The following is a 21,188-nucleotide window of genomic DNA, read 5'->3' on the forward strand; positions in this document are numbered from 1 at the left end:
TTCAAAATGGATTCTTTTTATTTATCGTAAAATGCTGGCTTGTAAAGAATTTTTGATCAAAATTTATTTTAAAGCAACAGCAGTAATCAAATAATAAAAAAACTGACAACTAATGTTGTCAGTAAAAAGAATGAATTACCTACCTTTATGTTTATTTTTAGACTTTTGAACTTTGATATTCCTAATATATTCTTTACGTTCTTCTTTTAGTCGTTTGCAGGTAACAGATTTTTCTTTTTTTCTTAGATCCAATTCAGCTTTAATCGCTTCTTCAGCCTTAGTTGAAATACTAGGTTTTTTCAGTTCTTTCGCTACTTTTCTTTGAAGTCTTTTAGGGTTGATTTTTTTTACTTTTTTTTGTTGGATAGGTATTCCGCTATGTTTATCATTATTTTTGATAAAATCCAACAAATTCGTATTTACAAAATCATAGACTTCTTGATCTTTAGGTTCTTTTCCAAAAATATACCGGTATGCTTTGTATTTATTTTCGGAAATGTTTTCTATTAGCCCTATATAAAATTGTCCATCATAGCAAATGGTTAGTTTCATAGTAGGTCCCTCCTTAAAATTAAACTCGAATGATGGACATCCCAAGGAGGGGAAGGTTATTGACATCAAAATTAGATGCATCCGGACTACCAACCGAATCGTATTTTTTCATTCAAGTATATATTATAAACGATATAGCAATTTTTGTAATGAAAAATTTGGATATTAATTATAAATTGACTTGAAATTGATACAAAACAGAATATCTTATTAATGAACAATATGAGGAAATTAATATGGTTGGGATCCACTTTTAATTGCTGATATCTAAGAATTTGTGATGAATCGCACTTAAACTCCCATGAAAGAACTTAATCATCTTTCATTTTCTGTGATGTAGTGCTGGTTTTTGCGCTACATGGATGACTAACGGGGTGCTTACTTGATAGATAAACCAGAAGCAACAACCTTTAAGAAAACAGCCTTTGATAAACTAAAAAAGCCCCCCATTTCAATGTTGGGCGACTTAAAGGTGGAACTGTGAATGTTACATCTAATCCAACTCATCAAAAAAACATCACCAAACATTAATTTAAATTCTCTACATTAATCACTTTCTTCTTAAATGTGAAAATAATATGGTTGAAATTGGAACTTTATCTCGATTTGACCGTATACAGAGTAAGGGACATAAAATGTAGAGAGGAGGGGTTTGCATGCGTAGTAAAAATTTAATTATTATGATAATAGCATGTATTGTAGAAGTTTTAATTACGTATTTTATTGCTTCATTTTTCTCCGTAAGATTTATCGAGGTAATGTTCTTCACTGGTATAGCTTTTGCTGGGGGTGCTTTTTACTTTTCAAGTAGTGGTGGAGCCATGAGTAGGTTATTTGCATCTCAAGCTAGTGGGCAAACAGGCATAATTCAGAAAAGAGAACAGTTTACTTATCAAATTGGTCCGATATTTATTACTTCACTTATTTTCTGTTTAATTGGATTAGTATTCTTTCTCCTACTTGTATGGGGAATAATTCCACCTAAACAAGTTTAAATAACGGTGGATCAACAAACGCTTTACTCCAAATACCTATATAAAATTGCTGTAGACAAAGTTACAACTAACTTTGTCTACAGACACTATCATAAAATTAATCGCTGAGCATTGCTTTTAATGTTCGTTTTTGCCAGCCTAGCTTGAAGTATGCGTATTGTAATACAAAATGCACACAGAAGGCAGTAGGATAAGCTAACCAGACGCCATTTAGCTCGAATGACGTGTAGTGCGATAAAATAAACGCCAATGGTACCTCGACTACCCATATTGCGATGACTAGGAAAATTGTAGGCCATAAGACAACACCTGTAGCCCGCATTGTAGCTGAAACGGTTTGTGTATGGCCAAAAATTAAATAGCTCCAAAACGCTATATATAAATAATCCTTGGCGATAAGTACCGTATCATGTTTATCAATAAAGAAAGATAAAATAGGCTCCGCAAATAAATACATTATTAAAATAATTGCGCCACCTAAAATATAGTTAACGAGCACACCGAATTGACGAATTTTTTTAATCATTTCTGTAGAGTTTGCCCCTAAAGCTTGCGCTACAAATACAGATGTCGCAATTGCAATACTCATCGCTGGTACCTGTGCATAACTAGCGACCTGATTAACAACACCGTAAGCGGCAGTAGCATCGGAGCCGTAAACATTAACGAAGCCTATTACAGCAATTTCTGCTACAGAGATCGCAACCATACTAATGCTTGCAGGAATGGCTAACTTTAATAATGAAGATAAAACATCCTTCTTTAATTTAAAATGCTGTAAAATCGATTTGTCTAAGCGCAAAATATGATTTGTTTTATGCAAGTAGGCAAGTAACAATATCATCGTCACAAGATTCGATAAAACGGAAGCATATGCAGCGCCGTTTAAGCCAAACTTAGGCAGACCAAGCCAGCCAAAAACTAATGGTGGTAGGAATGCGATATTTAAAATAACACTTATGACTAAAAATAAAAAAGGCGTTTTAGAGTCACCTACACCACGCATAAAGGTTGTGTACACCAAATACCAGAACATGATTGGTAGTGTGAAAAATAGGATTTGAGCATAGCTAATACTCATATCTAAAATATTTGCAGGTGTTTGCATAAAGCGTAAAATCCACTCAATGAAAAAGCCACCAAAAATCGCGACGACAATCGATAAAATCGTTGTGAAGGCTAAAGTTACCCCTACAACCTCCTTCATCTTCTCATGGTTGCCAGCCCCATACGTTTGCCCTACTAAAATTGAGCTACCTGAGCCAATCCCAATAGCAAACGCCATTAAAAAGAAGAAGAATGGAAAGAATGCTGAAATTGCCGCTAACGCATCAACACCTAAATTTCGCCCTACTATAAACATGCCAAAGACTTGCCCTAGTGACTGCAGCACATTCGCTAGCATAACAGGGATTAAAAAGTTAAAAAAAGCTTTTTGCAGTTTTTTATCATCATGTAAAATTTGTAGGTCCATTTTTTATGCCCTCCTGGGTTTTAATAGCCCATTTCCTTTAAAATTTGTGATAGCGTGCGCAGGCGTTCGCCAATTAGTTCATCATCCGCACTTAAAGCTTGATTAAAGAGCTTAATATCCTCTTCAATTTGTTCATTTTCAGTACATACTTCCACTGTCATTGCATCACCTTGTAAGCCAATACGTTTAATAACAGGGTTTTCTTTATCATATAAATGATCGTAGCGATAAGCTTCCTTAAAATGAAGCTGAGATTCGCAAACTAAAATAGCGAGGTCAAGCACGCGATGAAGTGGTAATTCTTCCGATTGACGTGACCATTTACCACCTGTATGACGCCACACTTTAGCAGAAATATCAACCTTGCCTCTGTCATTCCATTGCGCTAAGCCTAGTGAGAGCCCCTGTGCATCTGTATGATAAGCAGTACGCCCATCAATATTGGCATAATTTTCAGCGACAATAACTGGTTTATGCTTTAAATGTGTAGGTATTTTCATCGATTTCATCCCCCTTTGTTAATTCAGAATTTAGTAATTTAGTAAATTACTGCATTAGTAAATATAACATTGGACAAATTTGGGAGTCAATTAGTAATCTGAATATTTTTAATTATATGGACTAGGTAATTATGGTAGTTACTACTGATTTATTAGAATGGATTATTTATAACTAAAAAATGTAACCTTGCCAGATTGTGTTGGATTAATAGGAGGTCTACAGAGAGTAGACATGAATTTATCAAATTGGTTAAAATGGTAATTAATGTGTATAATAGTAAATTAATAAAGTGTTATTCTCCAGATTTATTTAAGATGTAAAAATGAAATATGAATTAATACCCAATGTTTTGTTGGACAGCCCATTAAATCAATTTATAAACACCTAATAAATTATTATAAACAAGATTAAGTGGTCAAAGAAAAATTAATTTTAGCTTATCAAAATTCAATCTAGATATGTTTTAAGAAAATGATTTTTACAAAGGAGTAATTTAGGTGATTATTTATGCAGCATAAAAAACGTTTAGGCTTATACTTCTCAGCTTTGGTAGTAGTATTACTTGTTGGAATTGTTTTGAAAAATGTATTAATAAATGTAACAACAGTTAATCCGATAGTAGAAAATGAAGATGGAACAAAACAGCTTGTTTTTGATGCAAAATTAACACGATTAGATGAATCATTAACAACATTTAAAGAATACAATGGAAAGGTCCTAATCATTAACTTTTGGGCATCTTGGTGTGGACCTTGTCAAGAAGAGGCTTCTGAATTAAGGGATTTTTATAACAATAAATCTGAAAATGTTGAGCTGTTAGCAATCAATGCAACTTCTAAAGATAGTGGTGAAAATGCTATGAAATTTCAAGAAACATACAATCTGAATTTCCCAATATTTCTTGATTTAGATGGTAAACTTCAAAAATCATTTGGAATATTGGCTTATCCAACAACTTTTATATTTGATTCTAAAGGTATATTGAAATATTCGATAGAAGGACAGGTTAATCAAAAAGAATTAAATAACTATATTGATAAACTCTACTAATCTCGAAATCCATTTCCTTTAAGATGAGAGCGCTTTTCTGTAGCTTTACTAAAAATTTTGCAAGAAAAGAGGGAGCATTATGTATCAGACATTAAATGGGTTTTTTAAGTCTTGGGAGTTCGAAGCCGATGGAACACAGAGGTTATTGAATAATCTAACAGATGAATCTCTTAAACAGGAAATAACATCTGATAATTGGACTTTAGGACGTATTGCTTGGCATACAGTTACTGCAATTCGCATCATAACTTCAAATTCGAATTTAACTTTTGAAGGTCCAACTAAAGATTATCCTGTTCCTACTTCAGCACAATTTATTGCAGATAGCTATTCACAAGTTAATAATGCATTTGTGCAAGCTGTGAAAACCAATTGGACTGATCAAACCCTTCAAGAGCACATCAACTTTTTCGGACAAGAAATGCAAATTGGAACACTATTAATGTTTTTGGTTCAACATCAAAATCATCATCGAGGACAAATGACGGTTCTTATGCGACAGGCTGGATTAACTGTACCAGGCATTTATGGTCCAGCTAAAGAGGAATGGGTAAATTTCGGTATGGAAGCTCCAGAAATGTAAAACTAATTAAGGTGAGGATATTGTGAAAATAGCAGTTATATCAGATATTCATGGAAATAAAGATGCATTAAAAGCAGTGTTAGAGGATATAAAATATAGAAGTATCGATAAGATATATAATTTAGGTGACACTCTTTACGGACCGTTATTCCCAATAGAAACATATGAAATGATAAAGAGTACAGATATTAAAAGTGTAAGTGGAAATTGTGATCGGATATTATTACAGTCTTCATCGGAAAATTCAACCGTTCAATTTGTAATAGACGTGCTCTTAGAGGAACATAAAGACTGGTTAATGAATCTGCCATTTTCAATTCAAACAGATGATTTTTACTTTTGTCATGCTTCACCTGAAAATGATGAGCTTTATATGTTGAATGAAATTATGCCAAATGGTGTTACTCTAAAACAAACAGAGGAAATAATGAAATTAATAAAAGACATCCCACAAAATATTATTTTTTGTGGTCACTCCCATTTACCAACGACTGTTTATTTACCAAATAACAAAATCATTATTAATCCAGGCAGTGTCGGTTTGCCTGCTTATGAAGAAGTTGAACCGTTCTATTATAAGATTGAATCAGGCACACCGTTTGCGAATTATACAGTTGTAGAAAAAAGGAATGGTGAATGGATTATTGAACAGTTAAGCATTCCTTATGATACTACGGAGGTTATTAAACAAAGCGAAGGTCAAAATAGATCTGATTGGGCCAGAGCATTAAAATATGGGAGAGTTTAAGGTGATATTTTTTTAGTTTAAAAAAGTAAAAGGACTTGTTGATAAATCATAAAAACAAGTCCTTTTTTTATCATATTAAATACTGTCGTGAGCTTTGTCTTTCATTGTCATTACCTTTAGTAGATTCTTCTTCTGGATAAATAAAATAACTAAGGCTTGTACTGTCATTGCTAAGACAAGCAGAATGAAGTGTGAATTGTGGTACAAAATTTTTGAAAGAAAATAGAATATTGGTGCAGACGAAAGGTACGAAATATATTGGTTTTTAGCCACTAAATAAATAATAGTTGAAATACAAGTTGTCACCAAAAGTAGTTCGAGTAAATTTCCAATTGAAGCACTATCAATATAATACTGTAAATCGTTTACATAGGACATATTAAAAAGATCCCCCTATTTCGATAAAAATACTTAACTTAATTGTAACATATTAACAGATTTGGTGTATAGGTAATAATAGGGGATATTAGGGTGATGGAAGAGCTATTGAGCTATTTGAAGCGCCTATTGGATAAATAAAAATATTTAAACGTAATGTAAGAACTATAATTGCCTACACGCTATATTTTTTAACATGCATATATAAAAAGCAAGACTTTCTCTTATGGAAAGTCTTACAAAATACTTCTTAAATTTACACCTTTACAGGTATTGCTTTTGTGAGTTTAGGAGGTACTAAATCCTTAGGGATCAAGGCTTCATATGTTTCACCGTCGAGACGTTGTATCAGCTCTGCTTTTGCATTTTCGATTACGGTCGGATTTTCCAGCGCAGTGATCGCCGTGCAAGCAATTGCTTTACCTGCAAGAAGTGTCGCTTGATGTGCATATGCTGATTTACCTTGTGCAACAGCTTGCCATGTATGGAATGGCGTACCAAATGCCCAAGTTGCTGTCGAGCATTGTGCAGTTGGTACATTCCAGCTGACATCTGCAACATCGGTTGAGCCTCCCATGAAAAATGGTTCCTCTTGAAGCGGTAAAATAAAATCAATAATTGGGTTTTCACCCAATTTCCGCTCAACTTCTTTTCCCACCTGTAACGCAGCTACATGTTTTTCTTCTTCTGAAAGTGTATCGTAAATCTTCTGTGCAAAATGAATATCTTCCTCGGACAGTTTAACCCTTTCTAGATTCTGCATATGTTGATACATGACTTCTTCTAATGTTTTGTTTGGAATTAAGTTATGACAAGAGCCGACAATTTGCTCTTCTACAGTAGTCTCCGTCATTATTGCTGCGCCTTTGGCACAATTGAGGACACGCTTATATAAATCTTTTACTTGATTTGGCTTTGGCGCTCGAATAAGGTATGTTACTTCTGCTTCTGCTTGTACAACATTTGGTGCAATTCCACCTGTGTTAGTTACAGCATAATGAACTCTAGCTTCATCCGCAATATGTTCTCTTAAATAATTTACGCCAACATTCATTAATTCTACAGCATCTAGCGCACTTCTTCCGAGGTGTGGGGAAGCAGCTGCATGTGAACTACGACCTTTAAATTTAAAGGTAGCGTTAATAACTGCATTTGCTCTTGCATGTAATACCGTATTAATAGTTCCAGGGTGCCAAGAAAGTGCAATATCCACATCCATAAAATAACCGTCTCTTGCTAGGAATGTTTTTCCATATCCGCTTTCTTCTGCGGGACATCCAAAATATTTCACCGTTCCAGATAGGTTATTTTCTTTCAAGTAATCTTTCACAGCAATTGCGCCTGCCAAAGCACCGACACCTAATAAGTTATGTCCACAGCCATGTCCATTACCATTTGATATGATAGGGTCATATTCACTACTACCAGCCTGCTGACTTAACCCAGCTAACGCATCATACTCTCCAAGTATAGCAATCACAGGCTTCCCGCTACCAAATGCTCCGATGAACCCGGTATCCAGGTTTGCTATCCCTCTCTCCACGCGAAATCCTTCATTGGTTAGAGTATCACATAATAAATTTGCGGAGTTCATTTCTTCAAATCTTATCTCTGCAAACTCCCAAATTTTATCACTTACTCGTTTGTAAAGCTCACTCTTTTGATCAATTAAATTTGCAATTTTATCAGTAAGATTCATTTTTTTAGCTCCTTAATCTATTAATTCATTGGTAGGTGAATCGATGACAATAGTTTGTTTTTTCGGTCGAATCGTAAATAGTGACACAGCACACACAATTGTAAAACAAATGAGCATCGTAAACGCTGCATTATAGGCCCCACCGAAAGCCTCAACTAAAAATCCAATTAACATGGGTGTTAATACACCTGCAAACTGTGCTCCTGTATTAATAAAGCCATTCGCTGTCCCAACAATCCCTTCAGGAAGGATTTTCAATGGAACAGTTGTAATTAAAATAATATTAAAAGATAGCATAACTGTTACAACACTCTGGTAAATAATAAATAGTATAATATTCGGTGCAGTTGCCATTAATAAAAGAAAGACTCCTGCCACTAGTGCAAGTATGCCGGCAACGATCTTATCTTTCCCTTGTGACATTTTATCTAAAATATAACCACTACATAGCATGGCGAATATGCCTACAAAAGGAGGAATCGCAGAATAGAGTCCAACCGCAGTTAATTCTAAACCTTTAACCTTTGATAAATACATAGGCATCCAAGACATTAAACCCCAGTTTACTGCGTAAATACTAAAATAAGAAATAAATAATTGCCATATCATCGGTGTCCTTAAAACATCTTTTAATGGCGTTTTTGTTTGAGAAATTTGTTCATTTTGTACTGAATTGGTTTTTCGCTCTTTCACGAAGTAAACGAAACAGAGTGCAACGAGCACACCGATTGCACCTACAATGTAAAAAATTGGTCGCCAGCCCATTAGCTTCATCAAATATGTGCCTACAATAGGTGCAACAACCCCCATAAGTGAGCCTGATATTAACATAATCGACATAGCTTTACTGCGTTCGTTCTTAGGAAACCAATTGGCAATTCCTTTTGATGCAGCGGGGAAATAACTTCCTTCACCAACCCCGAAAAGAAATCGAATGATAATTAAAGAAATAAATGACCATGCTACTCCAGTTAATACTGTAAAAATCGACCACACTAAAATGGTAATGATAAGTACTTTTCTATAACCAAAGCGATCCGCCAGCCAGCCTCCAGGAATTTGCATTAATGCATACCCAGCAAAAAAGCTACTTAACACTATTCCTGTTAATGAATCAGTGAGGTTCAGCTCTTTTGAAATATCAAGAATAGCAAAATTTATGATAAAACGATCGAAGTTCCCTAGTGACCAACCTAAAAACAACATTGTAATAATGACATACTTCATATTATTTGATCTTGTTGCTTTCACCATTTTTCCGCCTCCTGTTCTATCTAAGATTGTTTATATCGAAAAGTATAAAAAATTTAGACTTTTCTAACAATGTGTATTTTTTTATAATAAAGCTATTAAATATAGATACTTACACATTAAAATGAGGAGAAACATAATGATAGACAAGGAAAGATTAAAACAGTTTTTCGTAGAAACATGTACCCTTTCGCATTTTCAGTTATGGGAGAACATAGATAGCAATCATTTCTCTCTTGTAATTTCTCAAGGGTTTGAAGCACATTTGCCATCTCCTTCTGCCTATACAAAAGTGGAAAAGGAGAGACGAACTTCTGGTTATACCGATTATTATTACCTTCAGGAAAAGTGTATATTTGTGATTCGATTAAAGGTAGATTGTTCCCTTTCATTTGCAGAAGAACACGCTTTAGATACACTTCTACATTCATATAATTTGGAATTAATGTTAAAAAAAGAGCGATTTATTAGAAAAAAAATGATGGAGAGTATACGGGAAATTTCTATTTTAAATGATATAAATACATTATTGACGAAAATATTAGAGAATGCTTTGTCGGTTATTCCCACAGCAGATTTAGGCGTGCTTTGGATGTACGAGGAAGAAGAAAGTGCACTGATACCAAAAGCATGGGCAGGGGGACCAGGTGAAGAGATTAAGAATATGAGAATGAAAATGGGGGAGGGAATTATAGGGGAGACTTTTAAAGAAAATCAATCCATGATATTGACTTCTTATACGGATGTCCTTAAAGCATCTTCCACTATAACAGAGGATAATCTACGTCATTTGTTGAACGCTTATAAGTTTGAAGATTTACAATCAGTCATCTCTGTTCCAATTTCTGTGGAGGAACAAATATTATGTGTTCTAATTATTTATCAAAATGGGGAAAAACCACTATTAACAAGAGAAGATAAACAACTTTTAGAAAGCTTTTCTGACCAAGTATCTATTGCACTTATGAATTCAAAGCTTTTTCAAAATTTAAAGCTACAAAATGAATTACTACTTCAACGTGATCAAATTCATCATACCTTTATGAAGCTTTCTCTTCAAAACACAGGCATGCAAGTAATTGCAAATGAAATACGGTATATGATAAAACATCGACTTGTTATTGTAGATTTAACGGATGATTCAATCTTCGCAAGCCCAAGGCAATGGATCACTTATGCCGATTTAATGCGCGTAATTAAAATAGAGAACTCACCTACGTTTTACACTTTTGAAATAGATGGAGAAATGATTGAAGGCTATGTACAACCTATCGTAGGAGTTGGCCAAATACTTGGCGTACTGCTGATTGGGGCAAATGAAAGCGAGCTTTTGCCCATAGACAAATTAATTATTGAACAAGCAAGCTCTATTATAGCGTTAGAAATGATACGCAAACAAACAATTGTGGATTCTTTTTATAAGAAAATTCATGATCTTTTTCATGATTTTCTAATATGTAGAGATCAAGTATTGCTAACGAAGAAAGCAGAAGAACTCGGCATCCATGTGCATTCTTATAATGCTGTAATATTAATCCAATTATCAAATGGCTCTGACATTCAGGTGATGGACATGCAGGTACATTTATTTATTGGAGAAATCAAAAAGCATTTTCAACAACATGTGCCCATCGTTTTTGGCCTTGGTAACAAAATAACAGTTTTATGTCAATTTAAGCGACAGGGAAATGAGATACTGAATCTTGTACAGCAATTGCAGACCAACTGGCAGATAACAAAAAATAATTTAATTAAAATCGGCATTGGTTCAATGTATCAAGGGCTTGAAAATATTTCAAAGAGCTACAATGAAGCGGATAAAGCTTTATCGTTTTTAGTAACGCGACAACGTTGGGGAATTGTACACTATCAAGAGATTGGTGTAAATCGGCTGTTTATACATCAAACACAAGATGAGCTATTAAGTTTTATTAATGAAATATTTCAGCCATTAAAAAATACTAAAAATCAACTATTGGAAGAAACTTTATTAATATATTTAGAACAAAATGGTACGGTCAGCGAGACTGCAAAACAATTACACATTCATGTTAATACATTGTACCAACGGCTAAAGAAAATTGAAGAAAAACTTAATATTTCTTTTAATAATCCAGAAGATGTTTTAAAGTTGCAACTTGCTAGATATTTAAGGGGAATGGTCTATTAATAAGTCGATTGAATAAAGATATAGATTACGAAAAAGGGCTCATTACCAAAAGTTAAGTTGTGGATGATATTTGTTAAGTTATGGTATGAGCTAAAAAAGAGACTTCCTCTGAAAAATAGGAAAGTCTCTTGCGATTTAATTATAGTTCTTCTTGGAAATATATTTTGTAGAACTTTCGATTTGTAGATTCATCGTAGCCTACTTCAATTAGTTCATCCACTTGCTCGATATCCTGTACATTCACCTGAATTTCAATATTGGAATCGAGTTTAATTTTACGTTTATATTTTTTTTCAGCCTTTTCAAGCGCACTCTCAGAAATTATGGTTTCATAAGGTTTTACCGAATTTATAATAATGTCTTTTTGTGTTGGCTCTGCATTTCCAAATACCGTTTCAATATAATTATTCACTTGAAATTCATCTTCATTTCTAAAGTAATCAAGCGTTTTATTTAAAAGCCCCAGTTTCTCAGTATTGCTAAAGCTCTCTTCTTTTAAAATATATTTTTTGCATTCTGTTAATGCTAAATTCGTTTTGTAATAATGTTCATCGGCTGCTTTTATCTTTAAAAATCGTTCTTGCCAGTAAACAATATCTTCTTTCCTTTTCGTTTTCATAAATACAGCAGGTGCCTTATCCGTTCCCATATCAACGATAATGGCCATGTTATTAATTTTCTTCACATTAATTCCATCGATGCCGTTGACAACCATTTTGTTGTGGTCGTTCTTTACATCTAAAAACATTTCTTTTTCATCAATTTTAACAATGGCAATTATTTTTTTTACTTCTGTAGCTAGAAAACAATTGTCAAATAATCCAATAAACAATTCGCCACTTTTAATATTTGGGTGTTGAGAAACACTGTGTAAGTGTTTAGCAATGTTGATTGATTGTTCAAGGAAACTAGTCTCTTGATCAAAAATTGCCCTTACATATGTGTACACCTCATTTAATCCAATATCTGTTTCGTGAAAAAATTCGAATTGCTGCTCCAAATCGATTTTGCTAAACGCAAGCTGTGTAAAAGCTGCCTCCAGCATGACCTCTGGCTGTGAAAATGGCTCCTCACCTAACATGAGTGTATCGTCAATAAAATGTAAAATATATTGTGCTAACTTACTTTCACTTACTTCTAGCATGTTTTCCACCTTCTAAAATTTCATTGTAGATAATATACCATATCATAACCCTCGCCACATTTTCATGTATTTAATTTTTACGAATAATAAAATAAAAAAGAACAGTGAATACATGCATTTAAGAGATTCTTTGGGTCGCTTGCAATAGGAGAGACAATTATATAGGAATTTCAATTAATTGGTGGATTCCTTTGAAATTGTAGGGTCATTACCGTAAATTGACATTGTCGATAGCTAAAGTATACTGGAATTAAACGGAATGTGCATGGAGAAGTCAACGAAGAGAAGAGGTCTTGATATGCTTTATAATGTTAAACCAATAGCTGTAGTGAGCAATAGTCGAAAAATGATTGAAGATGACAATTGGGGTGGCGCCATTTCTACTATTGAATTGACAAACGATTTGCATGAATCATCTTTGAAGGGGATCGATGATTTTTCTCATTTAGAAATAATTTTTTATTTTGACAAAGTTGCAGATGAAAAAATCCAACATGAAGCGAGACATCCAAGAAATAATACGGACTATCCGGAAGTCGGTATTTTTGCACAGAGAGGTAAAAATAGACCTAATAAACTAGGTGTAACGGTTGTAGAATTACTAGAATTACAGGATAGAACATTAATCGTTAAAGGTTTAGATGCTATTGACGGAACACCAATCATTGATATAAAACCTGTAATGAAAGAGTTTTTACCAAACGGGGAAATAAAACAGCCACGTTGGGCAACTGATTTAATGAAGAATTATTGGACCTAGTATTATTTTTTAATTTTAATTGTTAAGGAGTAATCATAATGTTTTTAAATCTACATATTGAAACCGAAAGACTAGTAATTCGTCCATATGCTTTAACTGATCTAGATGAGTTATATGCAGTCGTGTCTGAGCCTGGTTTTTATCAATTTATTCCAGAGGACGTGCCAAGCCGTGATGATGTTCAACGAATAATAGAGTGGTCCATTCAATGTAACCAAAAAAACACGCCTACTAGAATACATAAGCTTAATCTAGCTATTGTAGAGAAACAGAATCAAAAACTAATTGGCTATTGCGGGCTTGGACCCGATGATGTAAAGGAAACAGAAATCGAAATTTACTACGGTATTTCGGAAGCTTATAGAGGGCAAGGAATAACATCTGAAGCAACAAAAGCTTTGATGGATTATGCATTTTATAAGATTGGTTTACCTAAAATTATTGCTGTTGTGCATCCTGAAAACGGTGCATCTTTACGAATTTTAGATAAACTAGGGATGAACTATGAATATATGTATAACAACCTTAATTCGGAACTGAAGGATTTTGAAGGATTGCTTCATTATTCTATAGATGCTAAAGCATATCAATGAAGTAAATAAATATGGGAATATGTAAAGCTTAAATTCTTCCTCGAGGAAAAGTCTCAGATGAGATCCTGGAGGCGGGTAAGCGGGTTATGGGAAGGCATTACGTACTATGATAATGCCTTCGTGACCAACAATCCTTTTGTTGCCGCTGCCGCTTCGCTTTCGCGCAGATAAACCCATTTGCCGTCGCCGTGCTTTCGCACAAACGACGCACTATGGAAGGCACTCAATCGGAACGGAAATCAACCCTTTGTTTTTTGAAGAATGTTCACGTTAAATTCATTAAGAAAATAGATTTTCAATAACAAGGGACCTCTACTTAATGAGTAGAAGCCTTTTTTGTTATCGAACAAAATTCTTATTGTGCCTTTATGCATTTAAAAACTGAATAGTCCTATTCTTCTGTTTTAAGACCATCTTAAGATAACGATTAAATAGCTATAAGGTTATTTCGTTATCCTTTCTTTAAATGAATGGAAAGGGGAAACATGATGGGATTGAAACGGGTTTCGTTCGTTGATAGTCTTCGTGGATTTAGTTTGCTTGGGATTTTACTTGCTAATTTAGTAACTTTTCAATATGGCATGCATGGAGCTTTAAAAAATTTATCCTCACAAAGTGCAGGGGATTTTGTGAGGGTGTTTATCGGCGGATCTTTTATGCCTATTTTTACGCTGTTATTTGGATTTTCTTTTATTAAGCTAATTGAATCTGTACGCGAAAAAGGGATGAAAAGTCGATGGATTATCCTTCGACGGAGCATGGGGCTCATTCTATTAGGCTGGCTGCATACTACATTTTTATGGGAAGGTGACATACTCTTATATTACGGTTGTATGATTTTGTTTTTGTTACCATTCATTAATCGAAGAGCAAAAACAATTATCATATGGGCTAGTATTTTCTTTGTATTTTCAGTTGCAATTATGATGAATATTAACTTAGATTTCTCAGCAAATCAGCAGGATATAAATGCGTATATTGAAAAAGCAGATACCATTTATGCACATGGTAGTTATTTAGATGTCGTTAATTTTCGTCTAAATAGGCTGATGCCTGAACAGGAAACATCTATCCTATTATTTGTAGCGCCATTATTCTATGCACCGTTGTTTTTACTTGGTATGGCGCTTGCGAAAATGCGAGCATTTGTAAATATAGAGCGGGAACAAAACTGGTATAAGTTAGGTATGATACTTGTACCTATTGGGATACTATGTAAATATTTGAGTTTAAAAGAAGGAGATTTGTCGACTATGCTTCAGATGAGTGGAGCACAAGTTTTAGCATTAGGCTATGTAAGTGTAACCGCCTTACTCTATAAGAAATGGCGTGCGTCGTCTATTATTCATGCCTTTGAATGTGTTGGTAAGCTGTCTCTAACTAATTATTTAATACAATCTATAATTTGTACAACTGTATTTTTTGGCTATGGTTTTGGGATGTTCGGAAAATTAGGCATCTTGAATGGGATGTTATTTGGATTAGGCATTTATTGTGTGCAGTGTATTGGCAGTGTTGTATATCTAAAAAAATTCAAGCGTGGCCCATTTGAGCAGGCTTTACGGATGTGGACGAACTGGTCCATTGATGGTCGATTAAAACGAAAAGAACAGAGTATTAATAGAGTGATTGAATAACTTTACAACAAAGGGGATGAGAGAAATCCCCTTTGTTTTTATTAAAATAATGCCTTATCGGTAAAGTAGATTAATAGCATGGGAACGGTTTTTAGCCGTTAGCTTTTTAATTTCAGATTTTACATATTGATTGATCGTTAATTCACTTAAATACATAATATTAGCAATTTCCTTCGTACTGTCTCCGTTATCAACCTGCATCATAACCTCTAACTCCCGTTTTACTAAGAGAAATTCTTTGCTTTTCCCTTTAGAATTAGACAATTTGGAGGCTACTAGAGAAGGATTAGCTGCAACTGCACAACCTTCTCCGATAGTAGACTATATTTCTGTTGAAATTGAAAACAAAATGATTCAAGGACCGGATGATAATGATTCACTACGTATTAGACTTTATAAGTCAAAGGAAAAAGTAGGGTAGTTACCAGCGCTTTTATAGATTCATGGAGGAGGATATGTACTAGGTGCTTAAGAGGGTGATGATTTACTATGCAAACGTTTTGTGAATGAAGCAAATTGTATTGTAGTGTCGGTTGACTATCGACTTGCACCTGAATATCCTTATCCTACACCACTTGAAGATTGTTACACGGTATTAAAATGGGTAGCTGATAATGCGAAAGATTTAGGTATTGATAATACACGTATTGGTGTAGCTGGGGCAAGTGCGGGAGATGGGTTAACAGCAGCATTAGCATTACTTGCTCGTGATAGAAATTATCCTAACCTTAGTTTTCAAATGCCACTCTCTATCCGATGATAGATGATCGTAATAATACACCTTCTGCATTGGAGATTACAGGACATATGGTTTGGAATCATGATTTAAATCAAAAGGGCTGGGAAATGTATTTAAATTGGGATAATGGTGGTAATGATGTATCACAATATGCTGCAGCTGCAAGTGCGGAAGATTTATCAGGTTTACCATTTACTTATACTTGTGTTGGTCAATTAGATTCATTCCGTGATGAAACATTACAATATGTAACGAGGCTATGTTGAATTCCATTTGTGTCATGGTTGTTATCATGCCTTTAAAAGCTTCGTCCCAACGATATCTGCAAGTAAAATCCTAGGGTACTGATCGGTTTCATTGAAGTGATACGAAAATAAAAGGAATCTGCGGTATGCAGATTCCTTTTTTTACAGTCATTGTTGATTATTGTGCAATAGATTTTGCATTATCGATAATTTCTTGTGGGATATCGATTGTTTTTAGGTGATTGAAATCAGTGTATGTCACAACTGATTTTGTTTTCATTGATAGTTCTTGATCTTCAACTTTCATTTTTAAGTCGAAATTCATATCCAGTTTATTTGTATCGAAAGTCTTTTTATCGATTTCTAGAATGTAGTGTATTTTATCGATTGTTAAGTTATCAAGCGGATTTTTTTCAAGACCCATGTCTTTCATTGATTTGTTAATTTCAGAATCGATAAGTTCTTTAAATTTATCGCCCTTAGCGTCTAAAGTTAAGATATATGCATTATCTGTTTGTTCGAATTTGAAATCTTCGATAAAGTTTTTAAGCTGCTCTAATTGTGCCTTAGCGTCTGCAGATGATGCAGTTTGTTTCAACACTGAATCCAATTGTTCGTCCGGTAATTTTAACCAACTATTAGTTGACTCATCTTTCATGAAAAAGCCTTGGTCTTTCTTCATGTACATTTCCATCGGCATTTCCGTACTTTTTTGCTCTGCACTAGCCATATCTGGCATTGTCATTGAACCTGATAAGTGCATAGCCATTGGATCGACAACTACATCCATATCCATTTTTGATTTGATGGAAAACTCCATAGATTGTTCGCCTGATCCAACTTTGGAATCTTGAGTCATCTCCATTTTCGCAGTTGCACTTTTAATGTCTGATTGGCGGTCTACCGCTTTTTCATACACTTGCTCTAAAGTGAGTTTGCTTGTATTAGTTGTGTCTTTCTTAGGGCTAGCGCTACTGTTACAAGCTGCTAGCGTTAGTGCTAGTGCTCCAACACTTAAAACTTTAAAAAATTTGTTCATTACTTTCATCTCCTATTCATTGGTAAAAACATCACCTATTAGTATACATTACTATAATAGTAAAAGTTTCGTTATTTAAAAAACAGTACTAATTCAAAATAAAAATAATAGTAAATGCCCAAATGCATGTCTTTATTAATAAGTCTTCTTTCTCATGAAAAGTTGCAAGAAAATTGGTTCGTGAATATTAATCAATAATCAATAAAACCATTGCTAGTTATTGTGAAATATTGCAATGGTATGGATTATCACCAGAACGTAGGGTTGATTTCCCCTCAGGCCGGGATCAGAGGTGTTTGATGAGCCGCTTAGGGCCGCCAATGTTTTTAGCGCGGAAAGCGAAGCGACAGCGGCAAAGGTGTTTTAACTGCGCGAAAGCGAAGCGGCAGCAGCAAAGGGGTTTTAACTGCGCGAAAGCGAAGCGACAGCGGTAAAGGGGTTTTAACTGCGCGAAAGCGAAGCGGCAGCAGCAAAGGGGTTTTAACTGCGCGAAAGCGAAGCGGCAGCGGCAAAGGGGTTTTAACTGCGCGAAAGCGAAGCGACAGCGGCAACAACAGATCTTGGTCACGAAGGCTTTATCACGGGACGTGGCATTTTTATCGATGCAGGCCTAAGCACCAAGCCTAATATGGGCGCAATTTAGCCGAGGCATCATTAATAAGGTTAGTGATTGCTATGTTTGCACACCAGGGAGAGTGGGGGTAGTTGTTCTGTTTTGAGTTCGAGAGTGGAAGAATATATTTACAAAAAGAAAAAGCCGAGAAAATGATATCATTTTCTCGGCTTTTTTTATCAATTATAGCCCCAGATCATTGTGAATAATGTACCAATGATTGTGACAACACCTACGAATACAGAATATAAAATCGTTGTATATAACGTTTTCTTATCTTCAGATTCACCGATGTGCATGAATAATAATAATTGTACAGTCGCTTGTGCAAGAGCAGTCACTAGTAAAACAGCAAATGCCATGTTAAGAGACATATCAAATTTAACAACAGCTAAAGCTACAACTGTTAGTAATAGTGAGAAGCCGAAGCCCATCACGTGTTGTTTTGGGAATAAATCCTTCATCAGCTAATCAGTCCTTTCAAGTAGACGAAGCTGAAGATGAAAATCCAAACAACGTCTAGGAAGTGCCAGTACAGTGAGAAGATGAACGCTTTGTTAGCCGTTTGTGGGTTTAAACCACGACTAGCTACTTGGATTAAAATTGCAACGCCCCAGAAGAAACCGAATGTTACGTGGGCACCGTGCGTACCAAGTAAAGTCATTAATGCAGATAAGAATGCACTTGTTTGAATTGTTGCACCTTCATCAACATATGTTACAAACTCATCGATCTCAATGCCTAAGAAGCCAAGACCTAAAATAAGTGTGATGATGAAAAATGCCATCATCGCTTTTTTGTTGCCAATACGCATTGCATGAACACCAAGACCAATTGTGAAACTACTTGTTAATAATAAGAATGTTTCCCATAATACTGGTGTTAGTTCAAAAATTTCAGCGCCATTCGGGCCACTACCTGTACGTGTATGAAGTGTGAAATACACTGTAAATAGTGTGGCGAATAATACGATTTCGGCGCCAAGGAAAATCCAGAAACCGAAAATTTTCAGACGGTTTTCCTCTGTACTATATTCTAATGGAAGTGAAGAATCGATTTTCATATTATTTATCACCTCTCAAACTTTTCTCAGTTGCCATAACTTCTTCAACTGAAATGTAACGACCATGATCTTTTTCAAATGAACGATGAATCATAAAGCCAAACACACAAAGCATACTAACGATGGCTGGAATCCATAGATTAAATACAGCGAAGAATGCTGCAAGGAAGAAGAATCCACTCATCCAGAATGGTGCGCCAGTGTTGTTAGGCATGTGAATTTTTTCAATTTTACCTGCTGTAATATCGCGACCTTCTTTTTTCGCGAACCAGAATTCATCTAAACGTGAAACAGTTGGAACTACTGCAAAGTTATATTCTGGTACTGGAGAATGAGTAGCCCATTCTAGTGAACGACCATCCCAAACATCTGCTTTTTCATTACGTGGCATATGTTTCCAGCTGTAGTAAATGTTATATACGATTAACGCAAAGCCGACAGCAAGACCAAGTGCACCGATGAACGATACCATGCTCAATGGACCATAGCCAGTTGACTCAGAGTAAGTGTACATACGACGAGCGTAACCATCTAAACCTAAAATGAATAGAGGGAAGAAAGCTACGTTGAAGCTAATTGCGATAAACCAGAAAGCAGTTTTACCTAGTTTTTCATTTAATCGGAAACCGAACATTTTTGGCCACCAGTAGTGGTAACCTGCAAGTACACCGAATACTGTACCTGGGATTAATACATAGTGGAAGTGGGCAACTAAGAACATCGTATTATGATATTGATAGTCAGCACTTGCCATTGCTAGCATTACCCCTGTAACCCCACCAATTGTGAAGATAGGAATAAAGCCAAGAGCATAAAGCATTGGAGTTGTAAATTGAATTTTACCGTTTTTCATCGTGAGCAACCAGTTAAATATTTTAACCCCTGTCGGAACAGCGATTGCCATTGTTGTAATAGAGAATACGCTGTTAACCATTACACCGTGACCCATAGTATAGAAGTGGTGGGCCCATACGATGAATGATAGTAACGAAATTACAACCATACTCGCAACCATTGATCTATAGCCGTATAAGTTTTTACGTGCAAATGTCGCAATGATTTCAGAGAAAATACCGAAAGCAGGTAAGATAACGATATAAACCTCAGGATGTCCCCAAACCCAGAATAGGTTGGCCCAAAGCATATCCATACCGCCATTTTGCATTGCAAAGAATTGTGTACCGAATTGACGGTCTAACATCATTAATGCAAGTGCTACAGTTAATACTGGGAATGCAAATACGATAATAACGTTAGTAATTAAAATTGACCAAGTGAACATTGGCATTTTCATTAATGTCATACCAGGTGCACGCATTTTAATGATTGTTGCGATGAAGTTAACACCAGTCATTAACGTACCAATACCTGATAATTGTAAAGCTAAAGAATAGTAGTTGTTCCCAACAGTTGGACTAAATTCTGTCCCAGATAGTGGGAAGTAAGCAGTCCAACCAGCATCAGGTGAACCACCAATGATAAATGATAGGTTTAATAAACCACAACCAGCTGCAAATAACCAGAAGCTGACTGCATTTAGACGTGGGAATGCAACGTCACGTGCACCAATTTGTAGTGGGATAACAACGTTCATTAAACCAATTACGAATGGCATGGCCATGAATAAAATCATGATTAAACCATGTGTTGTGAAAATCTCATTATAGTGTTGTGCATCAAGAAGTCCATTATCAGGAACTGCCGTTTGTGCACGCATTAATAGTGCATCGATACCACCGCGGAATAACATTAAAAGCGCTACAGCGATATACATAATACCGATTTTTTTATGGTCAACAGTTGATAGCCAGTTTTTATAGAAGTAGCCCCACTTTTTGAAATACGTAAGGCCCGCAAAGATAACCACTGCTCCAACTACGATACTAATAGCTGCCGCTAAAATCATCGGTTCTTTCATTGGATGGAAAACTTCTTCCATACTCATTGGACGCGC

At 35.2% G+C, this 21,188-nt stretch carries 20 protein-coding genes and 1 pseudogene; 9 read left to right on the forward strand and 12 right to left on the reverse strand.

Annotated elements, in window-relative coordinates; genetic code table 11:
- Positions 1–135: 135 nt before the first annotated feature.
- On the reverse strand, positions 136–552 hold the full coding sequence (locus JNUCC51_RS18330) for a YjdF family protein (protein ID WP_337989176.1): 417 nt from the start codon (positions 550–552) through the stop codon (positions 136–138).
- A gap of 656 nt (positions 553–1,208) precedes the next feature.
- On the opposite strand from JNUCC51_RS18330, the gene JNUCC51_RS18335 reads away from it, so the two are divergent.
- On the forward strand, positions 1,209–1,547 hold the full coding sequence (locus JNUCC51_RS18335) for a hypothetical protein (RefSeq protein WP_337989177.1): 339 nt from the start codon (positions 1,209–1,211) through the stop codon (positions 1,545–1,547).
- 97 nt (positions 1,548–1,644) lie between these two features.
- Here JNUCC51_RS18335 and JNUCC51_RS18340 read toward each other — a convergent pair whose 3' ends face one another.
- Together JNUCC51_RS18340 and JNUCC51_RS18345 are read right to left on the reverse strand one after the other, a co-directional pair.
- Positions 1,645–3,021, reverse strand: a complete 1,377-nt coding sequence (locus JNUCC51_RS18340) for an MATE family efflux transporter (RefSeq protein WP_337989178.1) — start codon at positions 3,019–3,021, stop codon at positions 1,645–1,647.
- Between the two features lie 20 nt (positions 3,022–3,041).
- Positions 3,042–3,521 (reverse strand): DUF6530 family protein, encoded by a 480-nt coding sequence (locus JNUCC51_RS18345; protein ID WP_337989179.1) that lies wholly within the window; start codon positions 3,519–3,521, stop codon positions 3,042–3,044.
- A gap of 508 nt (positions 3,522–4,029) precedes the next feature.
- On the opposite strand from JNUCC51_RS18345, the gene JNUCC51_RS18350 reads away from it, so the two are divergent.
- From JNUCC51_RS18350 to JNUCC51_RS18360, 3 genes are all read left to right on the forward strand, one after another.
- Positions 4,030–4,572 carry a TlpA family protein disulfide reductase gene (locus JNUCC51_RS18350; RefSeq protein WP_337989180.1) on the forward strand — a complete coding sequence of 181 codons (543 nt, stop codon included), beginning with the start codon at positions 4,030–4,032 and terminating at the stop codon, positions 4,570–4,572.
- A gap of 79 nt (positions 4,573–4,651) precedes the next feature.
- Positions 4,652–5,155 (forward strand): DinB family protein, encoded by a 504-nt coding sequence (locus JNUCC51_RS18355; RefSeq protein ID WP_337989181.1) that lies wholly within the window; start codon positions 4,652–4,654, stop codon positions 5,153–5,155.
- A 22-nt stretch (positions 5,156–5,177) separates the two neighbouring features.
- A complete protein-coding gene (locus tag JNUCC51_RS18360) occupies positions 5,178–5,903 on the forward strand; it encodes a metallophosphoesterase family protein (protein ID WP_337989182.1) in 726 nt (241 codons plus the stop codon).
- Between the two features lie 75 nt (positions 5,904–5,978).
- Here the strand turns inward: JNUCC51_RS18360 and JNUCC51_RS18365 are convergent, their stop codons facing one another.
- The 3 genes from JNUCC51_RS18365 to JNUCC51_RS18375 all read right to left on the reverse strand — a co-directional run bounded on the left by JNUCC51_RS18365 (position 5,979) and on the right by JNUCC51_RS18375 (position 9,234).
- Complete coding sequence (locus JNUCC51_RS18365) at positions 5,979–6,281, reverse strand: hypothetical protein (protein WP_337989183.1); 303 nt, start codon at positions 6,279–6,281, stop codon at positions 5,979–5,981.
- 256 nt (positions 6,282–6,537) lie between these two features.
- Positions 6,538–7,980 carry a M20 family metallopeptidase gene (locus JNUCC51_RS18370; protein WP_337989184.1) on the reverse strand — a complete coding sequence of 481 codons (1,443 nt, stop codon included), beginning with the start codon at positions 7,978–7,980 and terminating at the stop codon, positions 6,538–6,540.
- Between the two features lie 12 nt (positions 7,981–7,992).
- Positions 7,993–9,234 carry an MFS transporter gene (locus JNUCC51_RS18375; protein ID WP_337989185.1) on the reverse strand — a complete coding sequence of 414 codons (1,242 nt, stop codon included), beginning with the start codon at positions 9,232–9,234 and terminating at the stop codon, positions 7,993–7,995.
- Positions 9,235–9,370: 136 nt separating this feature from the next.
- On the opposite strand from JNUCC51_RS18375, the gene JNUCC51_RS18380 reads away from it, so the two are divergent.
- Positions 9,371–11,401: a helix-turn-helix domain-containing protein gene (locus JNUCC51_RS18380; protein ID WP_337989186.1), complete on the forward strand. Its 2,031-nt coding sequence runs from the start codon at positions 9,371–9,373 to the stop codon at positions 11,399–11,401.
- A 139-nt stretch (positions 11,402–11,540) separates the two neighbouring features.
- Here the strand turns inward: JNUCC51_RS18380 and JNUCC51_RS18385 are convergent, their stop codons facing one another.
- Positions 11,541–12,545 carry a nucleoid-associated protein gene (locus tag JNUCC51_RS18385; RefSeq protein WP_337989187.1) on the reverse strand — a complete coding sequence of 335 codons (1,005 nt, stop codon included), beginning with the start codon at positions 12,543–12,545 and terminating at the stop codon, positions 11,541–11,543.
- 298 nt (positions 12,546–12,843) lie between these two features.
- Between JNUCC51_RS18385 and tsaA the strand changes: the two genes are divergently transcribed.
- The 3 genes from tsaA (at position 12,844) to JNUCC51_RS18400 (ending at position 15,535) form a co-directional block, all read left to right on the forward strand.
- Positions 12,844–13,305, forward strand: coding sequence for a tRNA (N6-threonylcarbamoyladenosine(37)-N6)-methyltransferase TrmO (gene tsaA, locus JNUCC51_RS18390; RefSeq protein ID WP_337989188.1), 462 nt, complete (start codon positions 12,844–12,846; stop codon positions 13,303–13,305).
- 38 nt (positions 13,306–13,343) lie between these two features.
- A complete protein-coding gene (locus JNUCC51_RS18395) occupies positions 13,344–13,898 on the forward strand; it encodes a GNAT family N-acetyltransferase (RefSeq protein ID WP_337989189.1) in 555 nt (184 codons plus the stop codon).
- 488 nt (positions 13,899–14,386) lie between these two features.
- Positions 14,387–15,535, forward strand: a complete 1,149-nt coding sequence (locus tag JNUCC51_RS18400; RefSeq protein WP_337989190.1) for a DUF418 domain-containing protein — start codon at positions 14,387–14,389, stop codon at positions 15,533–15,535.
- Positions 15,536–15,589: 54 nt separating this feature from the next.
- Here the strand turns inward: JNUCC51_RS18400 and JNUCC51_RS18405 are convergent, their stop codons facing one another.
- Positions 15,590–15,739: a helix-turn-helix transcriptional regulator gene (locus tag JNUCC51_RS18405; RefSeq protein ID WP_337989191.1), complete on the reverse strand. Its 150-nt coding sequence runs from the start codon at positions 15,737–15,739 to the stop codon at positions 15,590–15,592.
- Here JNUCC51_RS18405 and JNUCC51_RS18410 point away from each other — a divergent pair.
- A pseudogene (locus tag JNUCC51_RS18410) lies at positions 15,735–16,622 on the forward strand (alpha/beta hydrolase). The gene JNUCC51_RS18405 and the pseudogene JNUCC51_RS18410 overlap by 5 nt on opposite strands.
- Before the next feature lie 75 nt (positions 16,623–16,697).
- Here JNUCC51_RS18410 and JNUCC51_RS18415 read toward each other — a convergent pair.
- The 4 genes from JNUCC51_RS18415 to qoxB form a co-directional block, all read right to left on the reverse strand.
- Entirely contained in the window at positions 16,698–17,558 is an 861-nt protein-coding gene (locus JNUCC51_RS18415) for a DUF6612 family protein (RefSeq protein ID WP_337989192.1), read from the reverse strand.
- A 792-nt stretch (positions 17,559–18,350) separates the two neighbouring features.
- Positions 18,351–18,635 carry a cytochrome aa3 quinol oxidase subunit IV gene (gene qoxD / locus JNUCC51_RS18420; RefSeq protein ID WP_100545016.1) on the reverse strand — a complete coding sequence of 95 codons (285 nt, stop codon included), beginning with the start codon at positions 18,633–18,635 and terminating at the stop codon, positions 18,351–18,353.
- Positions 18,635–19,234, reverse strand: a complete 600-nt coding sequence (qoxC, locus tag JNUCC51_RS18425; RefSeq protein ID WP_337989193.1) for a cytochrome aa3 quinol oxidase subunit III — start codon at positions 19,232–19,234, stop codon at positions 18,635–18,637. Before qoxC ends, qoxD begins: the two co-directional genes overlap by 1 nt.
- Before the next feature lies 1 nt (position 19,235).
- Entirely contained in the window at positions 19,236–21,179 is a 1,944-nt protein-coding gene (gene qoxB / locus JNUCC51_RS18430; protein WP_337989194.1) for a cytochrome aa3 quinol oxidase subunit I, read from the reverse strand.
- Positions 21,180–21,188 lie beyond the last annotated feature (9 nt).

Source organism: Lysinibacillus sp. JNUCC 51 (assembly GCF_015999525.1).
Taxonomy (GTDB): Bacteria; Bacillota; Bacilli; order Bacillales_A; family Planococcaceae; genus Lysinibacillus; species Lysinibacillus xylanilyticus.